Consider the following 24,647-nt stretch of genomic DNA (forward strand, 5'->3'; position numbering starts at 1 on the left):
CTTTCCCCTTGCGACAGAGCGCGGCAATCAGCGAATAAACAACATCCAACCCAACAGCAGCGTCAGGCCGATGAGCATGGCGAAAGCATAGTGATAGAGATACCCGGATTGCAGCGCGCGACCCTTGGCCGCCCAGGCGACGATTCGCTGCGCCGTCCCGTTGACGAGGCGGCCATCGATCAGGTCCATGTCCCCACGCTCCCAGAACAAGCGGCCGAGGGCTCGCCCCATTCCGGCGAATCCCTGAATGTACAGCGCGTCGAACCCGTACTTCCGCTGCAATACCCAGTTGGCGAGACGTCCCGGTATGAAACGGTTCGCGAAAAATTCGGCCACGCCCGGATTGAACAGGTAGACGTAACCGGCGCTGACCACGCCGGCCAAGGCCAGATAAACCGCGGGACCCTGGAACCCATGCACGACAAACGCCAAGGGACCATGGAAGTGCGCAGCCAGTTCGCCAAGAACGTCGTGCGAATGCGCCACCGTGATCACGCCCCGGAAGAAGTCACCGAACAGAATCGGCTCCATCGTCATAGCGCCGATGAAGATCGACGGTATGGCGAGCAGAACCAACGGCAGCGTCACCACCCAGGGTGACTCATGGGGAACATGCGCACCGTGGTGCCCATGATCGTCGTGATGACCGTGCGTCTCGTCATCGTGGCCCACGGCCGCCGTGAACCGTTCCGGCCCGTGAAAGACCATGAAGATGAGCCGGAAGGTATAGAAAGCGGTGATGAACACCCCGGACAACACGGCAACATAGGCGATGCCGGCACCGGGCAGATGAGACTCGGCGACGGCCTCGATCAGCGCGTCCTTGGAAAAGAAGCCCGAGAACCCGGGAAAGCCGATCAGCGCCAAGGCCCCGATCAGGCACGTGACATAGGTGATCGGCAGGCGGCGCCACAAGCCCCCCATGCGCCGCATGTCCTGTTCATGGTGCATGGCGATGATGACCGAGCCGGCCGCGAGGAAAAGCAGCGCCTTGAAGAAGGCGTGGGTCATCAGATGAAAGACCGCAGCGGAATAGGCCGACACTCCAAGCGCGACGGTCATGTAGCCAAGCTGCGAGAGGGTGGAATAAGCCACCACCCGCTTGATGTCCGTCTGGATGATGCCCAGCAATCCCATGAAGAACGCCGTTGCCGAACCGATCAACAAGATCGTCATCAGTGCGGTTTCCGACAGCTCATAGATCGGCGACATGCGCGCCACCATGAAAATGCCGGCGGTGACCATCGTTGCCGCATGGATGAGAGCGGAGATCGGCGTCGGCCCTTCCATCGAGTCGGGCAACCAGACATGCAACGGCATCTGCGCCGACTTGCCCATCGCGCCCACGAACAACAGCAAGCAGATCAGCGTCAGGACTGACCACTCGACCCCCGGGATGAGACGGATCGTCTCTCCTTGCAGCGCTGGAATGGCCGTGAAGACTTCGCGATAATCGAGCGATCCGGTGTACTGCAGGATAGCGGCGATCCCGAGCAGGAAGCCGAAATCCCCGACCCGATTGACCAGAAAGGCTTTCATGTTGGCGAACACCGCGCTTGGGCGCGTGTACCAGAATCCAATCAGCAGATACGAAACCAGACCCACCGCTTCCCAGCCGAAAAACAGCTGGAGAAAGTTGTTGCTCATCACCAGCATCAGCATGGCGAAGGTGAACAGCGAGATATAGCTGAAGAAACGCTGGTAGCCCGGATCCTCCTGCATGTAGCCGATGGTGTAGACATGCACCATGAGCGACACGAATGTGACAACACACATCATCAGTGCCGTCAGATTATCGACCAGAAAGCCGACCTCCAGACGCAAGCCACTCACCACGCCCCAGGTGTAGAGCGCTTCATTGAAGACCGGAACGCCGTCAATCGCGTGACTCTTGAGCACCCATGCCGACAACCCGAAGGACAGGCCCACGCCGGCGATCGTCAGCACATGCGCGCCAGCGCGGCCGATCCTTCTTCCGAACAAGCCCGCAACGATCGCGGCGATCAAAGGGGCCAGGACAATCGTCAGATAAGTCTCGCGCATGTTCGATCAACCTTTCATCCCGTCGAGATCCTCGACGTTGATGCTGCCTTTGCTTCGGAAAAGCACAACCAAAATAGCCAGACCGATTGCGGCTTCGGCCGCTGCAACGGTCAAGATGAAAAATACGAAGACCTGCCCGGCGAGATCGCCACTGAAGCGGGAAAAGGCAACGAAATTCATGTTCACCGAAAGCAGCATCAACTCGATGCACATGAGCAGCAGGATGACGTTCTTCCGGTTGATGAAGATGCCGGCAATGCTCAGCACAAACAAAATCCCGCTGAGCACCAGATAATGTGACAAGGTAATCATTTCGCCCCCGCTGAGTCGCTCATGATGCGCGCCCTATTCCCGGCTCTCGGATGACATCTTGATGATCCGCAGCCGATCCTCGGGCCGAACCTTCGCCTGAAGACCGGGATGCTGGATTCGCCGGCCGGTACGGCGCCGCAATGTGAGGGCAATGGCTGCCACGATTGCGACCAGCAGAATCACCGAAGCGATTTCAAACGGATAGACATACTGGGTGTACATCACCTCGCCAAGCGCACGAATATTGCTCTCCCCTTCTGTCTGTTGGACGAGGCCTTGGGCGCCAAGAAACTCGCCGCCCCCCAACACCACCGACAGTTCCAGCACGATCAATACAACGATCCCCAGCCCCAGCGGCAAGGAGCGATTGAACCCCTCTCGGACCGTCGCCAGATCGACATCGATCATCATCACCACAAACAGGAACAGCACCATGACCGCGCCGACATAAACGAGCACCAGGACAATCGCCAGAAATTCCGCTTCGATCAATAGCCACAATGCGGCACTGGTGAAAAATGCAAGCACGAGAAACAGTACGGAGTGAACCGGGTTGCGCGCTGTGATTACGGCCAATGCAGCAGCAATCAGAACAGCTGAAAATACGTAAAACAGCACGAGTTGAAACATCGGATTCGGCTCCGCCTGGTCTTGCGGGTGAGTCTGGAATTGACGATCTAGCGATAGGGAGCGTCCATCGCCCGATCACGGGCGATCATCTCCTCATATTTGTCCCCAATAGCAAGCAACTGGTCCTTGGTCATGATGTTCTCGCCACGCTGCTCAAAATGATATTCGTAGACGCGCGTCTCGACGATCGAATCAACTGGGCAGGCTTCTTCGCAGAACCCGCAATAAATGCATTTGAACAGATCGATGTCATAGCGCGTCGTGCGTCGAGTTCCGTCTGCGCGCATCGACGACTCAATGGTAATGGCCAACGCGGGACATACTGCTTCACACAGCTTGCAGGCAATGCAACGCTCCTCGCCGTTGGCATAGCGGCGCAGTGCGTGCAGGCCACGGAACCGTGGACTTTGCGGCGTTTTTTCCTCCGGGTACAGCACCGTCACTTTGCGCGAAAACAATTCCCGCGCCGTCACAGACAACCCCACGACCAATTCCCATAACAGGAAGGTCTTGAAAAAGTCGCCAATCTGTCGTGTCACAGCGGTCATATTCCGTCTCCCCTTTCCAGACTCAGAACCAAGGCCCGAATCCGGTGTGGACAAATACCCCGACCACGGCCAGCCATACAATCGTCACGGGAATGAACACTTTCCACCCCAACCGCATGATCTGGTCATAGCGATAACGCGGGAAGGTCGCCCGGAACCAGAGAAAACAGAACAGGAAAAATGCCACCTTAAGTGCCAGCCAGTGGAACCCGTTCTGTCCCAGCAACGGCAACTGTCCCAACACCGGCAGCCCTTCGAGCGGTGACAGCCATCCCCCGAGGAACAAGGTGGCCACCAGGGTGGCGATGAGCGTCATGTTGGCGTATTCGGCCAAGAAGAACAGCGCAAACCCCATGCCCCCATATTCGACATGGAATCCGGCAACGATCTCTGACTCACCTTCCACGACGTCGAACGGCAGGCGGTTTGTCTCCGCAACGCCCGAGATCCAGTACACCAGAAAGAGCGGAAACAACGGAATGAAATACCAGTGCCAAATGCCGCCTTGCTGCGCCAGCACGATATCGTTCAACTTCAGGCTATTGGCCGCCATGAGCACGCCAATGAGCGCAAAACCCATGGCCAGCTCGTAAGACACCATTTGCGCGGCCGCACGCATCGCACCCAGAAAAGCGTATTTGGAATTACTGGCCCAGCCGGCCAGCATGATGCCATACACGCCAAACGAGGTCAGCGCCAGAATGAACAGCAATCCCGCATCCACATCGGCCAGCACCATTCCGTCGGCGAAGGGCACCACAGCCCAAGCCACCAATGCCGGCAGAAAGGACAACACCGGCGCCATGATGAACAGCGTCCGGTTGGCCTGAGTCGGGATCACGATTTCCTTGAAGGCCAACTTGGCGGCATCCGCAATGGGCTGCAGCAAGCCCAGCGGACCGACGCGGTTCGGCCCTACCCGGGCCTGCATGAAACCGATGACTTTGCGTTCGGCGTAAGTCAGATAAGCGACCACGCCCAGCAACGGCAGAACGATCGCCAGAATCTTGAGGACGATCAGCACACTCATCCGCAGTGATTCGGGAATCTGTGACCAGATTGCGAGAATCGGTTCCAGCATGACGCACCCGCTTCCTTGAAAAATACTCAGCCGGCCGTCACCGGCATGATTTCGAGAGCGCCGAATCGCGCTCCACCAGCCGGCGCATTCAATACGCCAGCCGGCCACCACACGCAGCCCTGTATCAGCCCCTCGTCCGCCACCCACGGCAGCTCGACGTACCGATCCCCCTGCCTCACTTGCACCGGTTCACCGGCTTTCAGGCCCACGCGAGCCGCATCATCGGGATGGACGTGAAGCAAGCGCGCGCTTTCGCCTTCTGGCGATGCCTGCAGCGCTGGCGATCGCCGCACCACGGCGTCGCTGCCATACAGCCCCAACGGTCCAAGCCGCTGGAGAGCCGGCAGTATCGGGCGCTCCCAACTGCCATGGCGATGCCACTGCGGTGCGGTCGCCTCCAGCGTGCCGATCGCCGCACGCGCCGCCTCGGTCACTTCGCGGCAGTCCGCGTAATCGAATCCGGCGACGCCAATCTGGTTCCCCAATACCCGCAACACTTTCCATCCGGGTCGTGCCTCGCCGACAGGCTGCGTGCAGCCCTCGAACCCGAGCCAGTGGCCATCCCGGGTAATGAAACTCCCTGCGGTTTCTGCGAAGGTGCCCACCGGAAGCAGCACGTGGGCCACTGCTTTCAGGGATTCGGTGATATAGGGCGTCAAGGCCACACCGAACTCGGCGCCCGTGAGGGCGGCAACGGCTGCTGAAGGATTGGCAGCCTCGGACTCCGGCTCGACACCGAGCATCAAAAACCCGCGCATTCCGCCCGTAAACAGTTCCACGGCCGAGCGACCCGGGGCCGCAGATGCCACCCCCCCAATACCGCGGTGGGGCACGATACCACAGAGCCAGGCCCCCGCGGTGTTTCCACCCACCGGAAGCGTACCGAGCACCGATCCCGTCGCCTCTGCGATGAAGGCCGCCAAAGCCAGCAAGGTGCTTGCCCCGGGCTGCTCCAAGGCGAGTTGACCGGCGAGCAATCCCGTCCGGGCGCCGCGCGTGAGGGATTCGGCAATCTGGACGTGCGCCTGCAGGGGCTGAATCCCCTGAACAGCCGGTTCAAGCGCGGTCGGGATCGTCTGGTTGACAAGCTCCGAAGCAGCCAGAGCCACCGCGGCGAGTTCCTCACACAAGTCTTTGGCCTTGCGCTGGGCGTGGATGGGGAAACGGAAATCCCCCTCAACAGGGTTGATCACGCTCAGCTGAGCACCGCGCAAGCCAGCCTTACGCAGCCGCAGATGCAACAGCGGGATTTCGCGGCGCAGATCGCTGCCGACGATCAAGGCAGCGTCGACACGCTCCCACTCAGCAATCGACAGCCCCAGATCCGGATACAGCCCGGCATGCTCCTGCCCGGCCACATCGCTCGTTCCCAGCCGATGATCGAGATTCACGCATCCCAGATGTTCGGCCAGCCGTCGCAGCAGAAAATATTCCTCGACCGTGGCCGAAGGTGAGGCAAGAATACCCAAGGCGTCCGGGCTAACCTGCTGCAGACCCTGTGCAGCCACGCTCAGTGCCGTCGACCAATCAACCGTTCGCCAATGTCCATCCTCTCGAACCATGGGCGCAAGCAGACGGTCCGGCGAGCAGATCGCAGTGTAGCTGAAGCGATCCCGGTCGGCGATCCAGGTCTCGTTGAATGCTTCGGCCTCGCGAGGAACCATGCGCATGACCTGCCCACCACGCACATGGGCGGCAAGATGAGTCCCCCAACCATCATGCGGGGCCAGCGTAGGCCGCTCGGTCAGTTCCCACGGACGGGCCGTGTAGCGTGACGGTTTGGCGGTCAGCGCTCCCACTGGGCACAGATCGATCACATTCCCGGCCACTTCCGACGTCAAGGCGTGCTCGACATAGGTTCCGATGGACATGAACTCACCGCGACCGGTAGCACCCAGTTCACGTACACCAGCGATCTCTTCGCCGAAACGGACACAGCGGGTGCAGTGAATGCAGCGTGTCATGTCGGTAGCCACGAGCGATCCGAGATCGGGGTCCGGAATGATGCGCTTACGTTCGTCGTAGCGCGATGCGTCCTGACCGAAACCGAGAGCGAGATCCTGAAGTTCACACTCGCCGCCCTGGTCGCAGATCGGGCAATCCAGCGGGTGGTTGATGAGCAGGAACTCCATCGTGCCCTGCTGCGCATCGAGCGCCTTGGGTGACCGCGTGGATATTTTCATTCCGTCGGCCACGGGTGTCGCACAGGCCGGCACTGGCTTTGGTGCCCGCTCCATTTCCACCAGACACATCCGGCAGTTGGCCGCGATGGAAAGTTTCTTGTGATAGCAAAATCGCGGGATATAGATACCGGCCTGATCGGTCAGTTCGATCAGCATCTGTCCCTTGCGTCCCGTGATGGCAACGCCGTCGACCTCGATTGTGACCTCATCAGTGCTCATATCGCGCCTATTCGATCCTTCACATGTCACCGGCGGCCATCAGGCGACCGCGGCCGCATTTACCGGCGCGCCCACCAGGCAGCGCTTGTGGTCCACGTGGTATTGAAACTCATCTCGGAACTGCTTGACGAAGCTGCGCACCGGCATCGCCGCCGCATCACCCAGCGCGCAAATGGTACGCCCTTCGATGCGTGCTGCCACCCGATCCAGCAGATCCAGATCCTCAGGACGTCCCAGACCATGCTCGATTCGCCGCACCACACGATGGAGCCAGCCGGTTCCTTCGCGACACGGTGTGCACTGACCACAGGACTCGGAGAAGTAGAACCGCGACACGCGCTCGAGCACCTTCACCATGCAGGCACTCTCGTCCATCACGATGATCGCACCAGACCCCAGGAGCGAACCGGCCTTCATGACCGAGTCGTAATCCATGTTGACGTCCATCATGACCTCGCCGCGCACGACCGGCACGGACGAGCCCCCGGGAATCACCGCCTTCAGCTTTCGGCCATGACGCACCCCGCCGGCCATTTCCAGCAGTGTGGCAAACGGTGTTCCCAAGGGAACCTCGAAATTACCCGGCTGATTGACATGACCGGAAACGGAGAAGATCTTGGTGCCGCCGGCCTTTTCCACCCCCAAACCGGCAAACCAGTCCGGACCGCGCCGCATGATCACGGGCACTGACGCGTAGGTCTCCGTGTTATTGATGGTGGTCGGGCGACCATAGAGGCCATAGTTGGCAGGGAACGGCGGCTTGAACCGCGGCTGGCCTTTTTTCCCTTCCAACGATTCCAGAAGGGCGGTTTCCTCGCCACAGATGTAGGCGCCAGCGCCCAGATGTGCATAGAGATCGAAATCCACCCCGCTGCCCTGGATATCGCGCCCCAGCAATCCCTGTTCGTAGGCTTCCTTCAGGGCGGTTCGGAACCGCGTGAACGGCTCATCCATAAATTCGCCGCGCAGGTAGTTGTATCCGACGGTTGCGCCCATCGCATACCCGGCAATCGCCATCCCTTCGATCACCGCATGTGGGTTGAAACGCAGAATGTCTCGATCCTTGCAGGTTCCGGGCTCACTCTCGTCCGAATTGCAGACGACATACTTTTGTCCGTCCACATTGCGCGGCATGAAGCTCCACTTCAGACCGGTTGGAAAACCCGCACCGCCACGCCCGCGCAACCCGGAGGCCTTGAGCTGTTCGATCACTGTCTCTGGCGAGATCCGCTCGGCGAGAATCCGTCGCCAGGACGCATAGCCGCCGACCTGGAGATAGTTATCCCACGTCCAGGGCTCATCGAATTGTCGGGTCACATAACAGACCGCGTTGAGTTCCATTGCGTTACTCCAGCGTGTCGATGATGCGATCAACCTGATCGGGCGTCAGGTTCTCGTGGTACACGTGATCGACCATCATCATTGGCGCCCCGCAACAAGCGGCCAGGCACTCTTCTTCGGGCTTGAGAAAAATCCGCCCATCCGGCGTGCTCTGCCCCACCTTGATGCCGAGCTTGGCTTCCAGATGGGCCAGGATCTCCTCACCGCCACGCAGCATGCAGCTAATGTTGGTGCAGACCGACACGCTGTGCCGCCCCACGGGCTGCGTCTCGAACATGGAATAGAAGGTAGCCACTTCGTAGACTGCGATGGCCGGCAACTCGAGATACTCGGCCACCGCATCCATCAATTCGGGGGTGAGATAACCCTGGTTCTCATGCTGAACCGCATGCAGCGCATACAAGACCACTGACTGCTTGCGATTTTGAGGGTATTGAGTGAGCCAATGATCGATTTCCTCGCGCACATGGGCAGACAACCGCCCTGCGGGATGCTGGGTCTGCTCTCCTGTCACCGGTCGATCTCCCCAAACACGATATCCATGGTACTGATCACCGCCACGACATCCGCCAGCATATGCCCCTTGACCATCTCATCCATGGCCGCCAAGTGTGGAAAGCCTGGCGCACGAATCTTGAGCCGATAGGGTTTGTTGGCGCCATCGGAAACCAGATAGCAGCCGAACTCGCCTTTCGGGGCTTCCACGGCAGCGTAGGCCTCTCCCGCCGGGATGCAATAGCCCTCGGTAAACAGCTTGAAATGATGAATCAGGGACTCCATGTCCTCTTTCATTTCGGTTCGGCTCGGCGGCGTGATCTTGTGGTTCTCCAGCATCACCGGCCCAGGATTCCGGCGCAGCCAGTCGATGCACTGCCGGATGATCCGGTTGGACTGACGCATTTCCTGGACGCGCACCAAGTAGCGGTCATAGCAATCGCCTTCCACACCCACAGGGATGTCGAAGTCCATCTGACCATAGACCTCATAGGGCTGCTTCTTGCGCAAGTCCCAAGCGACTCCGGAGCCGCGCAGCATGGGGCCCGTGAATCCCAGCGCGATGGCGCGCTCGGGTGAGACCACCCCAATCCCTACCGTTCGCTGTTTCCAGATGCGATTGTGGGTCAACAGCGTCTCATACTCATCGACACAGGATGGAAATCGATCCGTAAAGCTTTCGATGTAATCCAGCAACGAACCCTGACGGTCCTTATTGAGCGCATCAAGCGACGCCTTACCACGTACCGGGCTTGGCTGATACTGCGGCATTCGGTCAGGCAAATCGCGCGCGACGCCGCCGGGTCGGTAATAGGTCGCATGCATGCGGGCCCCGGAAACGGCCTCATAGCAATCCATCAGCGCCTCGCGCTCGCGGAAGCAGTAGAGAAAGACCGTCATAGCCCCGATATCGAGACCATGCGAACCGAGCCAAAGCAGATGATTCAGAATCCGGGTGATTTCGTCGAACATCACGCGGATGTACTGGGCGCGCAGCGGCGGCGTAATCCCCAGTAGTTTCTCGATGGCCAGCACATAACCATGTTCGTTGCACATCATGGACACATAGTCGAGCCGGTCCATGTAGCCGATACTCTGGTTATACGGTTTGCTCTCGGCGAGTTTCTCCGTCGCTCGATGCAGCAGGCCGACATGCGGGTCAGCCCGCTGGATCACCTCGCCATCCATTTCCAGAATGAGGCGCAGCACCCCATGTGCCGCTGGATGCTGGGGACCGAAATTGAGCGTGTAATTCTGAATCTCAGGCATCGGCACTCTTCCCTTCGGCAGCTGCCATGCTTGCGGCGGCAGGACGAATCACTTTGGGTACCAGAACCCTCGGTATGATCTGGACGGGCTCATAGACCACACGCCCCTTGCCCGGGTCATAGCGCAACTCGACATTACCCGACAGCGGGAAATCCTTGCGGAACGGATGTCCGACGAAACCATAATCAGTCAGTATGCGCCGAAGGTCGGGATGTCCGGAAAAATGGATGCCATAGAGATCGAACGCCTCGCGTTCGAACCAATTCGCGGCCGGCCAGATATCCTCAACCGAATCAATCACGGGGAACTGGGTATCTGCCAGCCAGACCCGCAACCGCAGACGCTGATTGCGGCTGAGCGAAAGAAGGTGATAGACGACTGCAAAACGGCGCGGAGATTCCTGATCCGGATCATGGGCACCCTCGTAGCGTTTCACGCCGCGGCTGTAGCCGCGCGAGGTCGCCTCTCGCGTCATCCACTCCGCATCCCCATAAGCCAGATAATCCACCCCGCACACATCGGTCAGCTGGGCAAAATCGAATGCCGCGTCAGTCTTGAGACTTTCAGCGACCTCGTGGATCCGGTCGGGTGAAACTTCCAGGGTTACCTCGCCGGTTCGCGCATCGTGATACACCCCACCATCCGGATGGACATTGCGCAGCGCGGCAGCCAGATCAGCCATGGACTGAGACATCAACCCTCCTAGCGGGCAATGGTATTGGTGCGACGAATCTTGTTCTGCAGCTGGATGATGCCATAGAGCAGTGCCTCAGCCGTCGGTGGACACCCGGGCACATAGATATCAACGGGCACCACGCGATCGCACCCGCGCACGACGGAATAGGAATAATGGTAATACCCGCCCCCATTGGCGCAGGACCCCATCGAGATGACCCAGCGCGGCTCAGTCATCTGGTCATAGACCTTGCGCAATGCCGGGGCCATCTTGTTGCACAGGGTGCCGGCAACGATCATGACATCGGACTGCCGGGGGCTTGGACGAAACATGACGCCGAAGCGGTCCAGATCATAGCGCGCGGCGCCCACATGCATCATTTCCACCGCACAACAGGCCAATCCGAACGTCATCGGCCACAAAGATCCCGTTCGCGCCCAGTTGATCAGTTTGTCGGCGGTTGTCGTCACGAACCCTTTTTCGAGAACGCCCTCTACTCCCATTCCAGCGCCCCCTTTTTCCATTCGTAGATGAATCCGACGACCAGGATGCCCAGAAAGATGGCCATTGCGATGAGACCCGCTCCCCCGATCTCCCGCAAGGCAATGGCCCAGGGAAACAAGAAGGCAACCTCAAGATCGAAGACGATGAACAGAATCGCGACGAGGTAGTAGCGAACGTCGAACTTGACGCGCGCATCCTCAAAGGCCTCGAAACCGCATTCGTAAGCCGACAGCTTCTCCGCATCCGGCCGTCGCGGCCCGAGAACGAACCCGGCGGCCAACGGAACGATTCCGATGACAGCGGCCAATGCGAAGAAGATCAGAATGGGAAAATAATTTTCCAGCACGATAAACCCGCCTCCTTTCGGTGCAGCGAATCCCGTTCGGGCGCGCCAAACAGGACAGTCCTGGATTTCTGGTGCCGATGGTCGGACTCGAACCGACACGACTTGCGTCACCACCCCCTCAAGATGGCGTGTCTACCAATTCCACCACATCGGCTAACGTATTTACGGATGAGCACCCTTGCCAAGAGCCCAGGGCACCCAAGCGGGCGCCCATTGTATACCCGCCCGAAGCTATTTCCCAGCCTCTTCAGGCGCGGGCAGATCAGATGCCTGAGTGTCTCCGCCCGACTCGGCACCCACCGCCCCGGGAGGCAGATCGGTAACCTCAGGCTGCAACACCTTGGCTGGCGGCGCAACGCGGTTCATGACACTGTCAGGCGCTTCCGGCCGAGCAAAGAAATAGCCCAGACCCAGGCTGGTAATGAAAAACAACGTGGCCACCACGGCCGTGGAGCGGCTCAGAAAATTGGCGGAACCTCGGGCACCGAACATGGTATTCGAGGCGCCCGCACCGAATGCGGCGCCCGCGTCGGCACCTTTGCCGTGCTGCAACAGGGCAAGCACGATGATGGCGATCGCCAAAGCCAAGTGAAGAATGAGTAAAGCCGTCTGCATGGTAATTACGTTCCAGCGCGTGCGGTCTCGCCGGCCATCCGGCAGATCGCAATGAAATCCGACGCCTTGAGCGAGGCGCCGCCGACCAAGCCACCATCCACGTCGGGCATGGCGAACAGAGCCGCCGCATTATCGGGCTTGACACTGCCGCCGTAAAGGATGCGCAGGTCATCGGCAATCTCCTGGTCAGTCTGCTCAGCCACCCACGAACGAATAAAGCCATGAACAGCCTGAGCCTGATCCGGCGTGGCGTTACGTCCGGTTCCAATCGCCCAGACCGGCTCATAGGCAACGATGCACCGCGCGAATGCGTCGTTTCCAGCCACATTGACCACGGCCTGCAGCTGGGTCACGACCACCGCTTCGGTTCTCAAGCCCTCGCGTTCGGCCAAGGTTTCGCCCACACAAAGAATCGGGATCAGGCCGGCATCCAGCGCAGCAACGAGCTTGGCGCCGACGCTTTCATTGGTTTCACCCAACAGCTGACGTCGCTCGGAATGTCCAACCAGGACGTGCGACACGCCGGTATCCAGCAGCATTGCACCACTGATCTCGCCGGTTCTTGCGCCATCTTCGCCTTGAGCGCACAGGTCCTGCGCGCCCAGCATCACGCGCGCGGACTCGCCGAGCACGCCCTTGATCGCTTCTAGGTAGATAGCTGGCGGACACACCAGCACATCGATTGGCAAAACGGCGGGCAACCCGTCCTCAATCTCGCGCGCCAGAATTCGGGCGCTCGCCCGACGCCCATACATCTTCCAGTTCCCCGCAACCATCTTTCGACGCATGATCTACTCCAGGAAAATCCAATCCATTCACGTTCCTGACACTGCCGAGGCCTGACGCTCGGATATGCCGCACTGCTCTGCAATATCGACCAAGCGCTGTACATGCAATCGCACAAGCGCTGCATCACGCCCTTCCACCATCACCCGCAGCACAGGCTCGGTTCCGGACGGACGAAGAACGATCCGGCCCTCACGCCCCAGAGCCGCGGCCGCATCCTCGACGGCCTGCACAAGCAGCGGATGCCGCGCCACCATCCGGGCATCGGAAACCGCCACATTGATCAGCTCCTGAGGGTAGCGTGGCATCGGCGCCACCAATTCCGCCAAACTCCGGCCGCCGGCGACCATCACGCCCAACATCTGGAGCGCAGCGACGATACCGTCCCCAGTTGTCGTCCGGTCGAGGCAAATCAGATGCCCCGAGGGCTCTCCACCGAGCATGCCGTGTTCACTGCGCAGCAGATCCATGACATGGCGGTCGCCGACTGCGGCGCGCTTGAATTCGATCCCCCGTGCCTTCAGCGCATGCTCCAGACCCAAGTTGCTCATCTGCGTACCCACGACTGGACCTCGCAAACGGCCGATTCGCTGGAACTCCCGCGCCAGGACGTAGAGGATCTGATCGCCGTCGATCACCGCTCCGCCGGCATCAACCATTACGACCCGATCACCATCGCCATCGAGCGCCAAACCGACATCGGCACCCGAATCACGCACCAAGCGCTGCAACGCCTCGGGATGCATACTGCCACAGCCGTCGTTGATATTGAGGCCGTTGGGATGAACACCCAAGGGGATGACTGCAGCGCCCAGCTCCGAAAACACATTGGGCGCAATGTGGTAGGTCGCGCCGTGGGCGCAATCCACGGCGATACGCATCCCCTTGAGACTGATCCCTGGGCTCAGCGTGGATTTGCAAAACTCGATATACCGTCCGGCAGCGTCGGTAATTCGTGAAACTTTTCCGAGCCGCGCCGAGTCCACCATGGGCAGCGCACCCGCCAATGCCTGCTCGATTTCGAGCTCGGCCTCATCCGACAGCTTGTCTCCGCTTGGCGAAAAGAACTTGATGCCATTGTCGCCAAACGGGTTATGGGATGCGCTGATCACGACGCCAGCGCTGGCCCCGAATGTCTTGGTCAGGTACGCGACGGCGGGTGTGGGCATCGGCCCCAGCAGCCGAACGCCAACTCCAGCCGCAGAAAATCCCGCTTCCAAGGCCGATTCGAACATGTAGCCTGAAATACGGGTATCCTTACCAATCAATACACAACCCCGGCCTTCCCGATCAAGCACTTTTCCGGCCGCCATCCCCAATTTAAGGATGAAATCCGGCGTCATAGGGGACTCGCCCACGCAGCCGCGAATGCCATCGGTTCCGAAGTACCGGCGTTTCCCCATCTTGCCCTTCCTCATCATCTGGCCTCATTCCCAGCAGCCCGCAGCCGAACCGCACCGATCGCCCCCCAAACCCGTAGTGCATCCACCGTGGGCGCCACATCATGCACCCGCACGATGGCCGCGCCGTATGAAGCGGCCCAAAGCGCCGCCGCCACACTGGCTGCCTGCCGCCCCGACGCTGGCCGCCCCCCAAGAATCTGACCCAGCATGGACTTTCGGGAAACCCCCACCAAAATGGGACAGTCCAGCACCCGGAGCCGATCGAGTTCGGCCAAAAGGGCCAGATTATGCGCCAAATGCTTGCCAAAACCGAACCCCGGATCGATGATCAACAACTCTCTGTTCAAGCCCGCCTGCTCGCAGGCCGCAATTCGGCCAGCCAGAAAATCCGTGACATTGAGGACAATATCCGGCCCGTAGCGAGGGTCGTCCTGCATTGTTTCGGGATCACCCTGCATATGCATCAGACAAACGGCCACCTGCAGCTCGGCAGCAACCTCCAGTGCCCCAGGGGCCCGCAGAGCACGCACGTCGTTGATGAGCGAAGCGCCGGCCGCGACGGCAGCGCGCATGACCTCGGGTTTACTAGTATCAATCGAGATCGGCCTGTTCGCGCGCCGTGCCAGGCATTCAATGACCGGTATGACCCGATCAATTTCTTCAGCCGCCGAAATTGGGCGCGCGCCCGGGCGCGTCGATTCACCGCCGACATCGATGACATCCGCGCCGGCTTCGATCATCTGCAATCCCTGCTCGATGGCCGGTTCGGGCCGATCGAATTGGCCGCCGTCGGAAAACGAATCCGGCGTCACATTCAATATTCCCATCACCTGGCAACGACCGGGCAGACATTCAAAGCGCACGGGTCCTTCCTTATCCATTGGATTCATTCGCGGTTGTCGTTGTTTTGTCCCGTTGCAAATACCGGCAACGAGCAACGGTCAGATCACACTCGGCGCGACCGATAAGGTCCGTGTGGCTGCACATCCCAGACGGAAATGCGCGCGAACCATTCACTAAACGAAACGCTTAACGATAAAGAGCCGATGCCCCAGTAACTGGGCATCGGCTCCGCAGGAAGCAACGTCGACAGGGAGCAATCAGGCAATCGGTCCGGGCAACTCTGGAGAACCGCCGGTTCCTGAAACGTTAGGCTTCGAATCAGTCGCAGCCGTTTTCCCGGAGGACGAATCCGAATCATCATCGCGCTTCTCGTCCCAGCCCTTGGGGGGCGGCGGCTCATGCCCGGCCATGATCGCATCAATCTGTTCGCGATCGATGGTTTCATATTTCATCAGGGCGTCGGCCATCACATGCAGCTTATCCATTGAAGCCTGGAGAATGCTGCGCGCCTGATCGTAGTTTCGATTGACAATACTGCGTACCTCCTCATCGATGGCATGGGCCGTATCGTCCGACATGGCTTGAGAACCACTGCGGCCACCGTAGCCACCACCCATGTAACCGGCCGCCTCATCGTCGCCATAGGCGAGTGGTCCGAGCCGCGTCGACAATCCCCATCGGGTGACCATGTTGCGTGCGATTTCCGTCGCCCGCTCAATGTCGTTCGACGCGCCGGTCGTGACAGCATCGAAACCGAAAATCAGTTCTTCTGCCACACGTCCACCGAACAGACTGGCCAACTGACTTTCCAGCCGGCGCTTACTGTAGCTGTACCGATCATCCTCGGGCAGGAACATCGTCACGCCCAAGGCACGCCCACGCGGCATGATACTGATCTTGTAGACCGGATCATGATCAGGGACATTCAGCCCGACGATTGCATGACCAGCCTCGTGGTAGGCCGTCAACCGCTTTTCGTCCTCGCTCATCACCATTGAGCGCCGCTCGGCGCCCATCATGATCTTGTCCTTGGCGCGTTCGAACAGATCCATGGTCACCACGCGGCGACTCAACCGCGCAGCGATCAAGGCGGCCTCATTGATCAGGTTGGCCAACTCGGCGCCGGAAAATCCGGGTGTCCCCCGCGCAATCAAGGCAGCGTCGACATCTTCGCCCACCGGCACCTTGCGCATGTGAACCTTGAGGATCTGCTCGCGGCCCCGCACATCCGGCAATCCCACCGTCACCTGACGGTCGAACCGCCCCGGCCGGAGCAATGCCTTGTCGAGCACATCCGGACGGTTCGTGGCCGCGATGACGATGACGCCCTCGTTCCCTTCGAATCCATCCATTTCCACCAGCAGCTGGTTCAGAGTCTGCTCGCGCTCATCATGGCCACCGCCAAGACCGGCACCGCGATGTCGACCCACAGCATCGATTTCGTCGATGAAGATGATGCACGGTGCATGTTTCTTGGCCTGCTCGAACATGTCACGAACGCGGCTGGCGCCCACACCGACAAACATTTCCACGAAATCCGAACCCGAAATCGTGAAGAAAGGCACCTTGGCTTCACCAGCGATCGCCCGAGCAAGCAAGGTCTTGCCGGTTCCCGGGGGGCCGACCATCAGCACGCCGCGCGGGATCTTGCCGCCCAAGCGCTGAAACTTCGACGGGTCGCGCAGGAACTCGACGAGTTCGACCACATCTTCCTTGGCCTCATCGCAACCGGCCACATCGCCGAAGGTCACCTTGACCTGATCTTCCTGAAGCATGCGCGCCTTGCTCTTACCGAAGCTCATGGCGCCACGGCCCGCACCGCCGCCCTGCATCTGCCGCATGAAGAAGATCCATACGCCAATCAAGAGCAGGAAGGGGAACCAAGAAATGAAGATCTGCATCAGTAGCGACTGCTGCTCAGGTTCCTTGCCGATAACGGTGACATTCTGATTCAGCAGGTCAGAGACCAGTTCGGTATTGCTGGTTTCAGGATTGTAGGTCGTGAAACGCTCTCCGCTGGAGAGCTGCCCCACGATCTTGCGCCCATCGATCTCAACCCGAGCGACGGCGCCATCCTGGACCTGAATTAGAAAGTCCGAATACGGAAGTTTTTGGGCGCTGGGCGCTCGTGTTCCGAAACCGTTGAAAACGGACATCAGGACGGCCGCGATCACGACCCATAAAATCAAGTTCTTTGCCATATCGTTCAATGTGTCGGCCCTCGTTAAGGTGCCTGCAGGAAATACCGGTCAAACTGACCAAGCCGGATCAACTCTTTTGATTAGACCCTACTATAGAGCATAGTTCCGGGCCAGCAAATAAACTTCGGGGCTACGTTCCCGGGAAGCCTTGGGCTTGCGGACCACGACCTTTCCGAAATGGCCCCGCATGCGACGAACGAAATCGTCGAACCCCGGACCCTGAAATAACTTCACCAGAAAATCTCCACCGGGGCGAAGCGCATGGATCGCGAATGCTTCTGCCGCCTCCGCCAGGGCCAGCGAACGAATCTGATCAACGGCCTCGACGCCGCTGGTATTCGGCGCCATGTCACTGAGCACCAGATCGACGGCGCGCCCATCCAGCGCATCCGTCACCGCATCCAGGGCCTCGCGTTCGCGAAAATCCCCCTGTAAACAGACCACGCCCGGCAATGGGGTTATCGGCAGCAGATCGAAGGCCACCACCCGCCCCTCTGGACCGACTTTGCGTGCGGCGTACTGTGACCAACCGCCGGGAGCGGCACCCAGATCGACAAGGTGAAGCCCGGGGCGCAGCAGCCGGTCACGTTCGTCAATCTCTTCGAGCTTGTAGACCGCACGGGAGCGCCAGCCCTCGGCCTTGGCGCGCTGAACATAGGGATCGGAAAAGTGCTCGCGCAGCCACGCGGCACTGCTTTTTCGGCGTTTGGGCATAGGGATATGGGCAGTCCGGTGTCGGTTCTTGAAAATCGCGCGCCTCACGAATGCGCGCTGAGGCTCGGCCAGGCCGCTCGCAGATAGGCCATCATTGACCAGAGGGTCAACAAGGCTGCTGCATACAAGCCGACCATCCCCACAGTGTACAGGACATGCCCGGGCTCGAAGCCAATCAGCACTACCAAAGCCCCCATCTGCACACTGGTCTTGAGCTTGCCGATCCAGGAGACAGCCACCTTGGTCCGTTGCCCGATCTCGGCCATCCATTCCCGCAGCGCCGAAACCGTGATTTCCCGACTGATGATGATCACGACCGGAAGGGCGATGAGCACCCGGGCATCGCGCTGCAACACCAGAATCAACGCGACCGCCACAATCAGCTTGTCGGCCACTGGATCCAGAAACGCACCGAATGCTGAGGTCTGGTTCCAACGCCGTGCGAGATAACCATCCAGCCAGTCGGTAATGGCCGCCACCACGAAAATCGACGCTGCAAGAATGCCTGCACCCGACCACGGCAGGTAAAACACGAGCACGAACAGTGGGATCAGCAAAATGCGGGATGCGGTCAACCAGATGGGAAAATTCAGATGCATGAGCAGTTCATTCCAGTTCCGGATGCAGATCGGCGTGAATCCTCCGCGCCAGACTATCACTGATTCCAGGGACCTGGGACAACTCCGCCACACCCGCATGCATGATCTGCTTCAGTCCACCGAACTGACGCAGCAGCTGCTGCCGTCGTTTGGGGCCCAGACCTGGAATGTCCTCGAGGACCGAACGGGTACGCGCCTTGGCCCGGCGTTGGCGATGGCCCGTGATAGCAAAACGATGCGCCTCGTCACGGATCTGCTGGATGAGATGCAGAGCGGGCCGGTGTGGCGCCAGGCGCAGAGGCGCCGACGCACTCGACAGGAACAGTTGTTCTTCTCCCGCTTTGCGCGCAGGCCCTTTGGCGACCCCCACCAGTCCAATTTCCGGGATACCGAGTTCGGCAACCACGGCCTCGGCCACTCCCAGCTGCCCGCGCCCGCCGTCGATGAAGACGATATCGGGCAGCGCAGCCTCTTCCCGAATCAAACGCTCGTAGCGCCGATAGATGGCTTCGCGCAATGCACCGTAGTCATCTCCACCCCCGACCGAGGTGATATTGAACCGCCGATAGGCGCTCTTGACCGGACCTTCGGCATCGAACACCACACAACTGGCGACGGTTGCCTCGCCCTGCGTATGACTGACATCGAAACACTCCAGTCGTCGCGGCACCTCAGACCATCCCAACGCCACCGCCAAATCGCCGAACCGTGCTTCCAAATTGGCGCGACTGGTCTGCTGGAGCCGCAAAGCTTGCGTCGCATTGGCCGATGCCGATTCAATCCACCGCTGGCGCTGTCCGCGCTGCGGTTGACGCACCATCACGGCATGCCCGGCCTGAATTGAAAGCGCCTCGATGATCAATTCGGCATCGTCGATCTCGCCGTCAAGGAGAATTTCCGGTGGCGGTGGCACATGCTCGTAATGTTGACTCAGGAAGGCGGCACGCAACTCGGCGGGCGAGGTATCTGCAGGCACCTGGGGTATAAACACCTGGTACCCCAGATGCTGTCCACCGCGGACGAGGCCCAGCGAAACCACGGTCGTGCCCCCATCCATCGCCACCGCGATGATGTCGGCATCACCGCTTTGGGTCGTCACATCCTGACGAACCGCCACCTGCTGCAAACGGGCAATGCGATCGCGATAGACCGCCGCGCGCTCGAACTCGAGCCGCGCCGCAGCTGCCTCCATGCGCCCCGCCAGATCGTCGATGACCTCCTGCCCCTGACCGGCCAGAAAGCGCACGGCGTCTCGAACATCCTGGGCGTACTCCGCTTCAGTAATGAGCCCCACACAGGGCGCCGAACAGCGCCCCATCTGATGCTGCAAGCAGGGGCGTTCCCGATGGGCGAAATCGGTGTCTTCGCAAACCCGCAGCCGGAACAAGCGTTGCAATTCCTTCAGGGCGGCGCGCACGGCACCCGCGTTGGGATAAGGACCGAACAGACGGCCGTCGCGCCGATAAGCTCCTCGGTAAAACCGGATACGTGCAAAAGCATGATTGCCTGTCAGATGCACATACGGATAGCTCTTGTCGTCGCGCAGCACCACGTTGTAGCGTGGCCGGTGCGCCTTGATGAGATTGCTCTCCAGCAGCAGCGCCTCGGCCTCCGTCCGCGTCATAGTCACCTGGATATCAGCCACGTGCTTCATCATCGCGCGGGTCTTGGCACTCTGTCCGGTGCGGCGAAAATAGCTCCCCACGCGCGCTTTCAAGCGCTTGGCCTTGCCAACATAAAGCACCGCGCCTGATTCCCCGCGCATGCAATACACCCCCGGACGGTCCGGCAGGGCGCGCACGAATCCGCGAAAATCGAAGTGCCTCACGGGCAAGTCAGGCATGCGGCCCCACCAGTTTCCGTGCTTCGGCCATCACGGCACGAAACATCTCCGGGGTCAGTCGACGTGTAGATGTGTTGTATCGACTGCAATGATACGAGCTCAGCAGGATTCGGCCATCGGGCAAGTCATGCCGCGCACCATGGCCGAACGGGTAACGCAGTGGCCGCAGACCCAGCGCTCGCAGTACCGTCTCATGCGCCACGCGCCCCAAAGCAAGGACGACACCATCGGCGGGATGCTGATCCAGATCGAACTTCAAATAACCCAGACACTTCCTGACCTCCTCGGGCGCAGGGCGGTTCTGCGGCGGCACGCAGCGCACGGCATTGGTAATGCGACAGTCCCGCAAGCGCAGACCGTCGCCGGCGTGACGGGATTCGGACGCCGCGCTGAAACCGAACTCGTGAAGCGTCCGATACAGCAACTCTCCGGCGTAATCACCGGTAAATGGCCGCCCCGTGGCGTTGGCACCATGCAAGCCGGGCGCCAATCCGACGATCAGAAGATACGCATGACTCGATCCAAAAGCCGGGACCGGCGCGTTGTAATAGTGGGGATAGGCCCTACCGTTTTCATCCCGATAGGTGCTCAGGCGAGGACAACGGCGGCAGGCGGGATCAAACATGGTCGCTGAAGCGATTTGCGGAGGACTTGACGACTGATTCACGTGCGAGGCGGATTTCAAAGCATGGTACCCGGTGGGATACCCCCAGCCGAAAGTGGCAAGTGAGGCACTGGAGGGCGAATGTGACGACTCGAGGCTTACAGGATCCAGAACAACCCGAGCAAACGAAGACGTTGACGCCCTTCAGCCGGTATTGAGGTCGATGAGTCCATGACGCATGGCGAGCCGAGTCAGTTCGACGTCATTGTTGACCGCCAATTTCTCAAACAGACGGTAGCGGTAGGTGTTGACGGTCTTGGGACTGATGAAAAGCTTGTCCGAGATGTCCTGAATCGAGTGTCCCTGCACCACCATCAGCATCACCTGCATCTCGCGCTGCGACAGATCGGCAATCCCGCCGCCGGCTTTTCCCCGCGGCAGCCGCGACAACGCCATCCCTTTGGCCAGCTCGGCATCCAGATAGCGCTCGCCGCCGTGCACCTTGTAAATGGCCTGGATGAACTCGTCCGCGCCGCAATCCTTGGTCAGGTAGCCGCTCGCTCCCGCCGCAAGCAACTGCTCCGGATATGGATCCTGGCGCTGAACGGAGAGACTGATGACCTTGACGTCGGGATGATGGTGAACAAGCTTGCGTGTCGCTTCCAACCCGCCGATCCCCGGCATGTGGATATCCATCAACACCACATCGGGCTGCAAGTCGCCCACCCGGGCCAAGGCCTGCTCGCCACTTTCAGCCTCACCCACAACCTGAATGTCGCCGGAGGCTTCCAACAAGCGGCGAATCCCGCTGCGGATGAGTTGATGATCATCCACCACAAGGACCTTGATCATGAACGCCTTACTCCTTACCACCCGTAACTGCCGTCCAGCGCCGCCGATAACGGTCTGCCCGGGCGCGGGCTTCAGCCAATGCCGATGATCGATTAGCTTAGCATCATTGCCTGCGCGATGCGGCCCACGGGTCAGCCTGGCGATGCCAAAAATTCCCGAATCAAATCGGCCGACCGTCCGTCATCCATATGCCAGAACAGATGGCCGCAATCCATCAGCATCTCAAAGCGCGCATTGGGAAGCCGGGTTGCCAGACGTTGCCCGTTCGCCATTGGAATGAGCCGATCCTTGTCACCGTGAATCACCAGCGACGGCGATGTCAGTTGCCGGACTTGATCCGCCATGTCGAAACGGCTGATGGCACTGATCTGCCCCAGGATGCCGCGGGCTCGACGTCGATACTGCCCGGCCCGATCGACCAGGCTCTGGAAATGCACCGGATTCCGTTCAATCCAATCGGGCGTGTAGTTGATGGCCAACGCCTTGGCCAAGGCGTCGCGCGGGCTGGTCCCGGCCGTCGGCATCATGGCACTCATGGCCTCGCGGTCCGGCGCGGGATTCAACCGGCCGCAATCGGACGTGCAGCCCAACACCAGCCGGCCCACCCGCTCCGGCGCGGCAAGCGATAGCGCCAGAGCGATCATACCGCCCATGCTGATACCCATGACATGGGCATGATCCCAGTTCAGGGCATCCATGAGGGACAGGGCATCGTCGGCGAGCTGTTCAATGGAATAAGGTCCCTCGGGAACATCGCTGTCACCCATGCCGCGATTGTCAAAAACCGCGACTGGACGATCCCGGGCCAACCACTGCGGCAGGTCATGCCAGTCTTCCTTCACGCCCGACAAACCCATGATCATCAGCAGCGGCGCCGCCGATACCGATTCGCCGTAAACCGAATACGCCAGCCGAACAGTGCCGGAATATGCCTGACGTGGATGCCTCGCAGTCATGCCAGGGCCCTCCTTGGCCACTGCCCAAATCACCGGAGGCAGTCTATCAAGTCCGACAGCCGTCGTGTTTAACTCCACCGAGTATGAGCGGGGCCCCACACGAGAGGACCCGATAGCGCAGCGATGGCGCGCCCTGAAATCTCTGGGACCTGGGTGCTGTTCCCGGCTGCAGCCTCAAGCTACGCTGATCTCGTAAGTCAGCCCAAATGGCCCCTTGCCGGTGGGCCCGCGTTGGGAGCTGAAATACAGACGGCGACCATCGGGAGAAAACGCGATCCCCGCAATCTCCGACCGGTCCTGTCCGACGACCTGTAGCAAAGGCGTCAATCGGCCCGCCTCATCGAGCACCACCACCTGCATGTCGCCGCCATCCTCGGCCACCAGGACTTCACCACTGGCGGCCACGGTCAGATTGTCGACTCCCGAGAGAATGTCGGCCGGTCGTGCCGGATCGCGCCGATAGAGCACGCTCAGAACGCCGCTGCCCGCCGCGCCGGGCTGATAGCACCAGACCGTGTCGTCTCCCTTGGTTGTGAAGTAGATCCGTCCGGCATGCCAGCCGATCCCTTCACCCCCACGAAACGCCGTGCTCTGCGGAACCTGCAGCCGCGTCGGGGTCTTTCGGCCCAAGCCACCCAGCACCGGCATCGGGTCCGGTAGCGGATGCCACATCACGGCTGCCGGCGCTACCAGCGGATCGCCTTGAACCTCCGCCACCTCGAGCAAGCCATCGCCCAAGTCCGGATAGGCCTTCGGGGTAAAGCGATAGAGGCGCCCGTCTGGCTCATCCTCCGTCAGGTACAAGTATCCCTGATCCGGGTCCACTGCCACTGCTTCGTGCTTGAAAATCCCCAGCGCCGGGCGACGCCGCGGCAGGCGGCGACGGCGCGGGTCGCATTCCCACACGGCACCCCCGCTCCACTCCTCGCATGACAGCCAGGTGCCCCACGGCGTCGCGCCCCCTGCACAGTTCAGCGACGTTCCTTCGAGCAAGGAATAGGCGCGAATGACCTCGCCACGGGCATCAAATCGAATGGCCCCAACGCCGCCAGCGGCCGGAACTTCGCTATTGGACACATAGATCCAGCCCCCGCGCGGCGCTGGAAATGTGGCGCCACCATCAGGATACAGATGCCAGCGGTAGCCCAGCTTCGCGCCCACCGGCTCGCCGGACCGCGCGATCAATCGCGCATTGAGTCCGGCCGGTAGCCGAATCCCCAGCTCATCCGGCTCGCCCAAAGGTCCGAGATGGCGCAAAAGACCATCCCCTGGCGCCAGCACGGCCTGAGCCAGACGTTGCCAGCTGGCGAGCGAGCCGGCCATTACCAACCCGCTCCCCGCCAATGCCTGGATCAGAAAACGACGCCGCCCCTGATTCGGAGCTCCCCGGGACTGTTCAACCATGGCCATCTCCTCCACCGCGCTGCAGGGCCCACCCACCACAGGTCATGATCCGTCCTTATCGATGACGGCTTCATGACCCTCTGCGGATGGCGCGATGACAGTGGCCGCGCATCCGGGCGAGCCGCTGCCTGACCACAGGGGATGATATGACCGATTACGGCCGTGCGATTACGTACCCCG

At 60.4% G+C, this 24,647-nt stretch carries 24 protein-coding genes and 1 tRNA gene; all 25 read right to left on the reverse strand.

What is annotated here, in order from left to right; translation table 11 throughout:
• Window positions 1-27: 27 nt before the first annotated feature.
• Window positions 28-2,043: an NADH-quinone oxidoreductase subunit L gene (gene nuoL / locus E4680_RS06490; protein WP_135281584.1), complete on the reverse strand. Its 2,016-nt coding sequence runs from the start codon at window positions 2,041-2,043 to the stop codon at window positions 28-30.
• A gap of 6 nt (window positions 2,044-2,049) precedes the next feature.
• A complete protein-coding gene (gene nuoK / locus E4680_RS06495; protein WP_135281585.1) occupies window positions 2,050-2,355 on the reverse strand; it encodes an NADH-quinone oxidoreductase subunit NuoK in 306 nt (101 codons plus the stop codon).
• A 33-nt stretch (window positions 2,356-2,388) separates the two neighbouring features.
• Window positions 2,389-2,985, reverse strand: a complete 597-nt coding sequence (locus E4680_RS06500) for an NADH-quinone oxidoreductase subunit J (protein ID WP_135281586.1) — start codon at window positions 2,983-2,985, stop codon at window positions 2,389-2,391.
• Between the two features lie 47 nt (window positions 2,986-3,032).
• Window positions 3,033-3,533 carry an NADH-quinone oxidoreductase subunit NuoI gene (gene nuoI, locus E4680_RS06505; RefSeq protein ID WP_135281587.1) on the reverse strand — a complete coding sequence of 167 codons (501 nt, stop codon included), beginning with the start codon at window positions 3,531-3,533 and terminating at the stop codon, window positions 3,033-3,035.
• 22 nt (window positions 3,534-3,555) lie between these two features.
• Complete coding sequence (nuoH, locus tag E4680_RS06510; protein ID WP_135281588.1) at window positions 3,556-4,614, reverse strand: NADH-quinone oxidoreductase subunit NuoH; 1,059 nt, start codon at window positions 4,612-4,614, stop codon at window positions 3,556-3,558.
• Between the two features lie 26 nt (window positions 4,615-4,640).
• The gene (gene nuoG, locus E4680_RS06515) at window positions 4,641-7,016 is read right to left on the reverse strand and encodes an NADH-quinone oxidoreductase subunit NuoG (protein ID WP_135281589.1); all 2,376 of its coding nucleotides are present in this window, start codon (window positions 7,014-7,016) and stop codon (window positions 4,641-4,643) included.
• A gap of 39 nt (window positions 7,017-7,055) precedes the next feature.
• Window positions 7,056-8,357, reverse strand: a complete 1,302-nt coding sequence (nuoF, locus tag E4680_RS06520; protein WP_135281590.1) for an NADH-quinone oxidoreductase subunit NuoF — start codon at window positions 8,355-8,357, stop codon at window positions 7,056-7,058.
• A 4-nt stretch (window positions 8,358-8,361) separates the two neighbouring features.
• Complete coding sequence (locus E4680_RS06525) at window positions 8,362-8,871, reverse strand: NADH-quinone oxidoreductase subunit NuoE family protein (RefSeq protein ID WP_135281591.1); 510 nt, start codon at window positions 8,869-8,871, stop codon at window positions 8,362-8,364.
• The gene (locus E4680_RS06530; protein ID WP_135281592.1) at window positions 8,868-10,121 is read right to left on the reverse strand and encodes an NADH-quinone oxidoreductase subunit D; all 1,254 of its coding nucleotides are present in this window, start codon (window positions 10,119-10,121) and stop codon (window positions 8,868-8,870) included. The genes E4680_RS06525 and E4680_RS06530 overlap by 4 nt, the downstream gene beginning before the upstream one ends.
• Window positions 10,114-10,815 carry an NADH-quinone oxidoreductase subunit C gene (locus E4680_RS06535; RefSeq protein WP_135281593.1) on the reverse strand — a complete coding sequence of 234 codons (702 nt, stop codon included), beginning with the start codon at window positions 10,813-10,815 and terminating at the stop codon, window positions 10,114-10,116. The genes E4680_RS06530 and E4680_RS06535 overlap by 8 nt, the downstream gene beginning before the upstream one ends.
• Before the next feature lie 8 nt (window positions 10,816-10,823).
• A complete protein-coding gene (locus E4680_RS06540; RefSeq protein WP_135281594.1) occupies window positions 10,824-11,300 on the reverse strand; it encodes a NuoB/complex I 20 kDa subunit family protein in 477 nt (158 codons plus the stop codon).
• The gene (locus E4680_RS06545) at window positions 11,291-11,647 is read right to left on the reverse strand and encodes an NADH-quinone oxidoreductase subunit A (RefSeq protein ID WP_135281595.1); all 357 of its coding nucleotides are present in this window, start codon (window positions 11,645-11,647) and stop codon (window positions 11,291-11,293) included. Before E4680_RS06545 ends, E4680_RS06540 begins: the two co-directional genes overlap by 10 nt.
• A 69-nt stretch (window positions 11,648-11,716) precedes the next feature.
• Window positions 11,717-11,801: transfer RNA gene (locus tag E4680_RS06550), tRNA-Leu, on the reverse strand.
• Between the two features lie 77 nt (window positions 11,802-11,878).
• Complete coding sequence (secG, locus tag E4680_RS06555) at window positions 11,879-12,262, reverse strand: preprotein translocase subunit SecG (protein ID WP_135281596.1); 384 nt, start codon at window positions 12,260-12,262, stop codon at window positions 11,879-11,881.
• 5 nt (window positions 12,263-12,267) lie between these two features.
• On the reverse strand, window positions 12,268-13,050 hold the full coding sequence (gene tpiA / locus E4680_RS06560; protein ID WP_135281597.1) for a triose-phosphate isomerase: 783 nt from the start codon (window positions 13,048-13,050) through the stop codon (window positions 12,268-12,270).
• Between the two features lie 27 nt (window positions 13,051-13,077).
• Window positions 13,078-14,451: a phosphoglucosamine mutase gene (glmM, locus tag E4680_RS06565; RefSeq protein ID WP_135281598.1), complete on the reverse strand. Its 1,374-nt coding sequence runs from the start codon at window positions 14,449-14,451 to the stop codon at window positions 13,078-13,080.
• A gap of 14 nt (window positions 14,452-14,465) precedes the next feature.
• Window positions 14,466-15,332: a dihydropteroate synthase gene (gene folP, locus E4680_RS06570; RefSeq protein WP_205688789.1), complete on the reverse strand. Its 867-nt coding sequence runs from the start codon at window positions 15,330-15,332 to the stop codon at window positions 14,466-14,468.
• 219 nt (window positions 15,333-15,551) lie between these two features.
• Window positions 15,552-17,495 carry an ATP-dependent zinc metalloprotease FtsH gene (gene ftsH, locus E4680_RS06575; RefSeq protein WP_205688790.1) on the reverse strand — a complete coding sequence of 648 codons (1,944 nt, stop codon included), beginning with the start codon at window positions 17,493-17,495 and terminating at the stop codon, window positions 15,552-15,554.
• A 90-nt stretch (window positions 17,496-17,585) separates the two neighbouring features.
• Window positions 17,586-18,209 (reverse strand): RlmE family RNA methyltransferase, encoded by a 624-nt coding sequence (locus tag E4680_RS06580; protein WP_135281601.1) that lies wholly within the window; start codon window positions 18,207-18,209, stop codon window positions 17,586-17,588.
• Window positions 18,210-18,253: 44 nt separating this feature from the next.
• A complete protein-coding gene (gene pgsA, locus E4680_RS06585) occupies window positions 18,254-18,808 on the reverse strand; it encodes a CDP-diacylglycerol--glycerol-3-phosphate 3-phosphatidyltransferase (protein WP_205688785.1) in 555 nt (184 codons plus the stop codon).
• Between the two features lie 7 nt (window positions 18,809-18,815).
• Window positions 18,816-20,651: an excinuclease ABC subunit UvrC gene (gene uvrC / locus E4680_RS06590; protein ID WP_135281602.1), complete on the reverse strand. Its 1,836-nt coding sequence runs from the start codon at window positions 20,649-20,651 to the stop codon at window positions 18,816-18,818.
• Window positions 20,644-21,276, reverse strand: coding sequence for a uracil-DNA glycosylase (locus E4680_RS06595; protein ID WP_135281603.1), 633 nt, complete (start codon window positions 21,274-21,276; stop codon window positions 20,644-20,646). The genes uvrC and E4680_RS06595 overlap by 8 nt, the downstream gene beginning before the upstream one ends.
• Window positions 21,277-21,459: 183 nt before the next feature.
• On the reverse strand, window positions 21,460-22,107 hold the full coding sequence (locus tag E4680_RS06600) for a response regulator (protein WP_135281604.1): 648 nt from the start codon (window positions 22,105-22,107) through the stop codon (window positions 21,460-21,462).
• A 131-nt stretch (window positions 22,108-22,238) separates the two neighbouring features.
• A complete protein-coding gene (locus tag E4680_RS06605) occupies window positions 22,239-23,063 on the reverse strand; it encodes an alpha/beta fold hydrolase (RefSeq protein ID WP_135281605.1) in 825 nt (274 codons plus the stop codon).
• 174 nt (window positions 23,064-23,237) lie between these two features.
• Window positions 23,238-24,467: an alkaline phosphatase PhoX gene (locus E4680_RS06610; RefSeq protein WP_205688786.1), complete on the reverse strand. Its 1,230-nt coding sequence runs from the start codon at window positions 24,465-24,467 to the stop codon at window positions 23,238-23,240.
• Window positions 24,468-24,647: the final 180 nt, after the last annotated feature.

This window comes from Candidatus Macondimonas diazotrophica (genome assembly GCF_004684205.1).
Classification (GTDB): Bacteria; Pseudomonadota; Gammaproteobacteria; order UBA5335; family UBA5335; genus Macondimonas; species Macondimonas diazotrophica.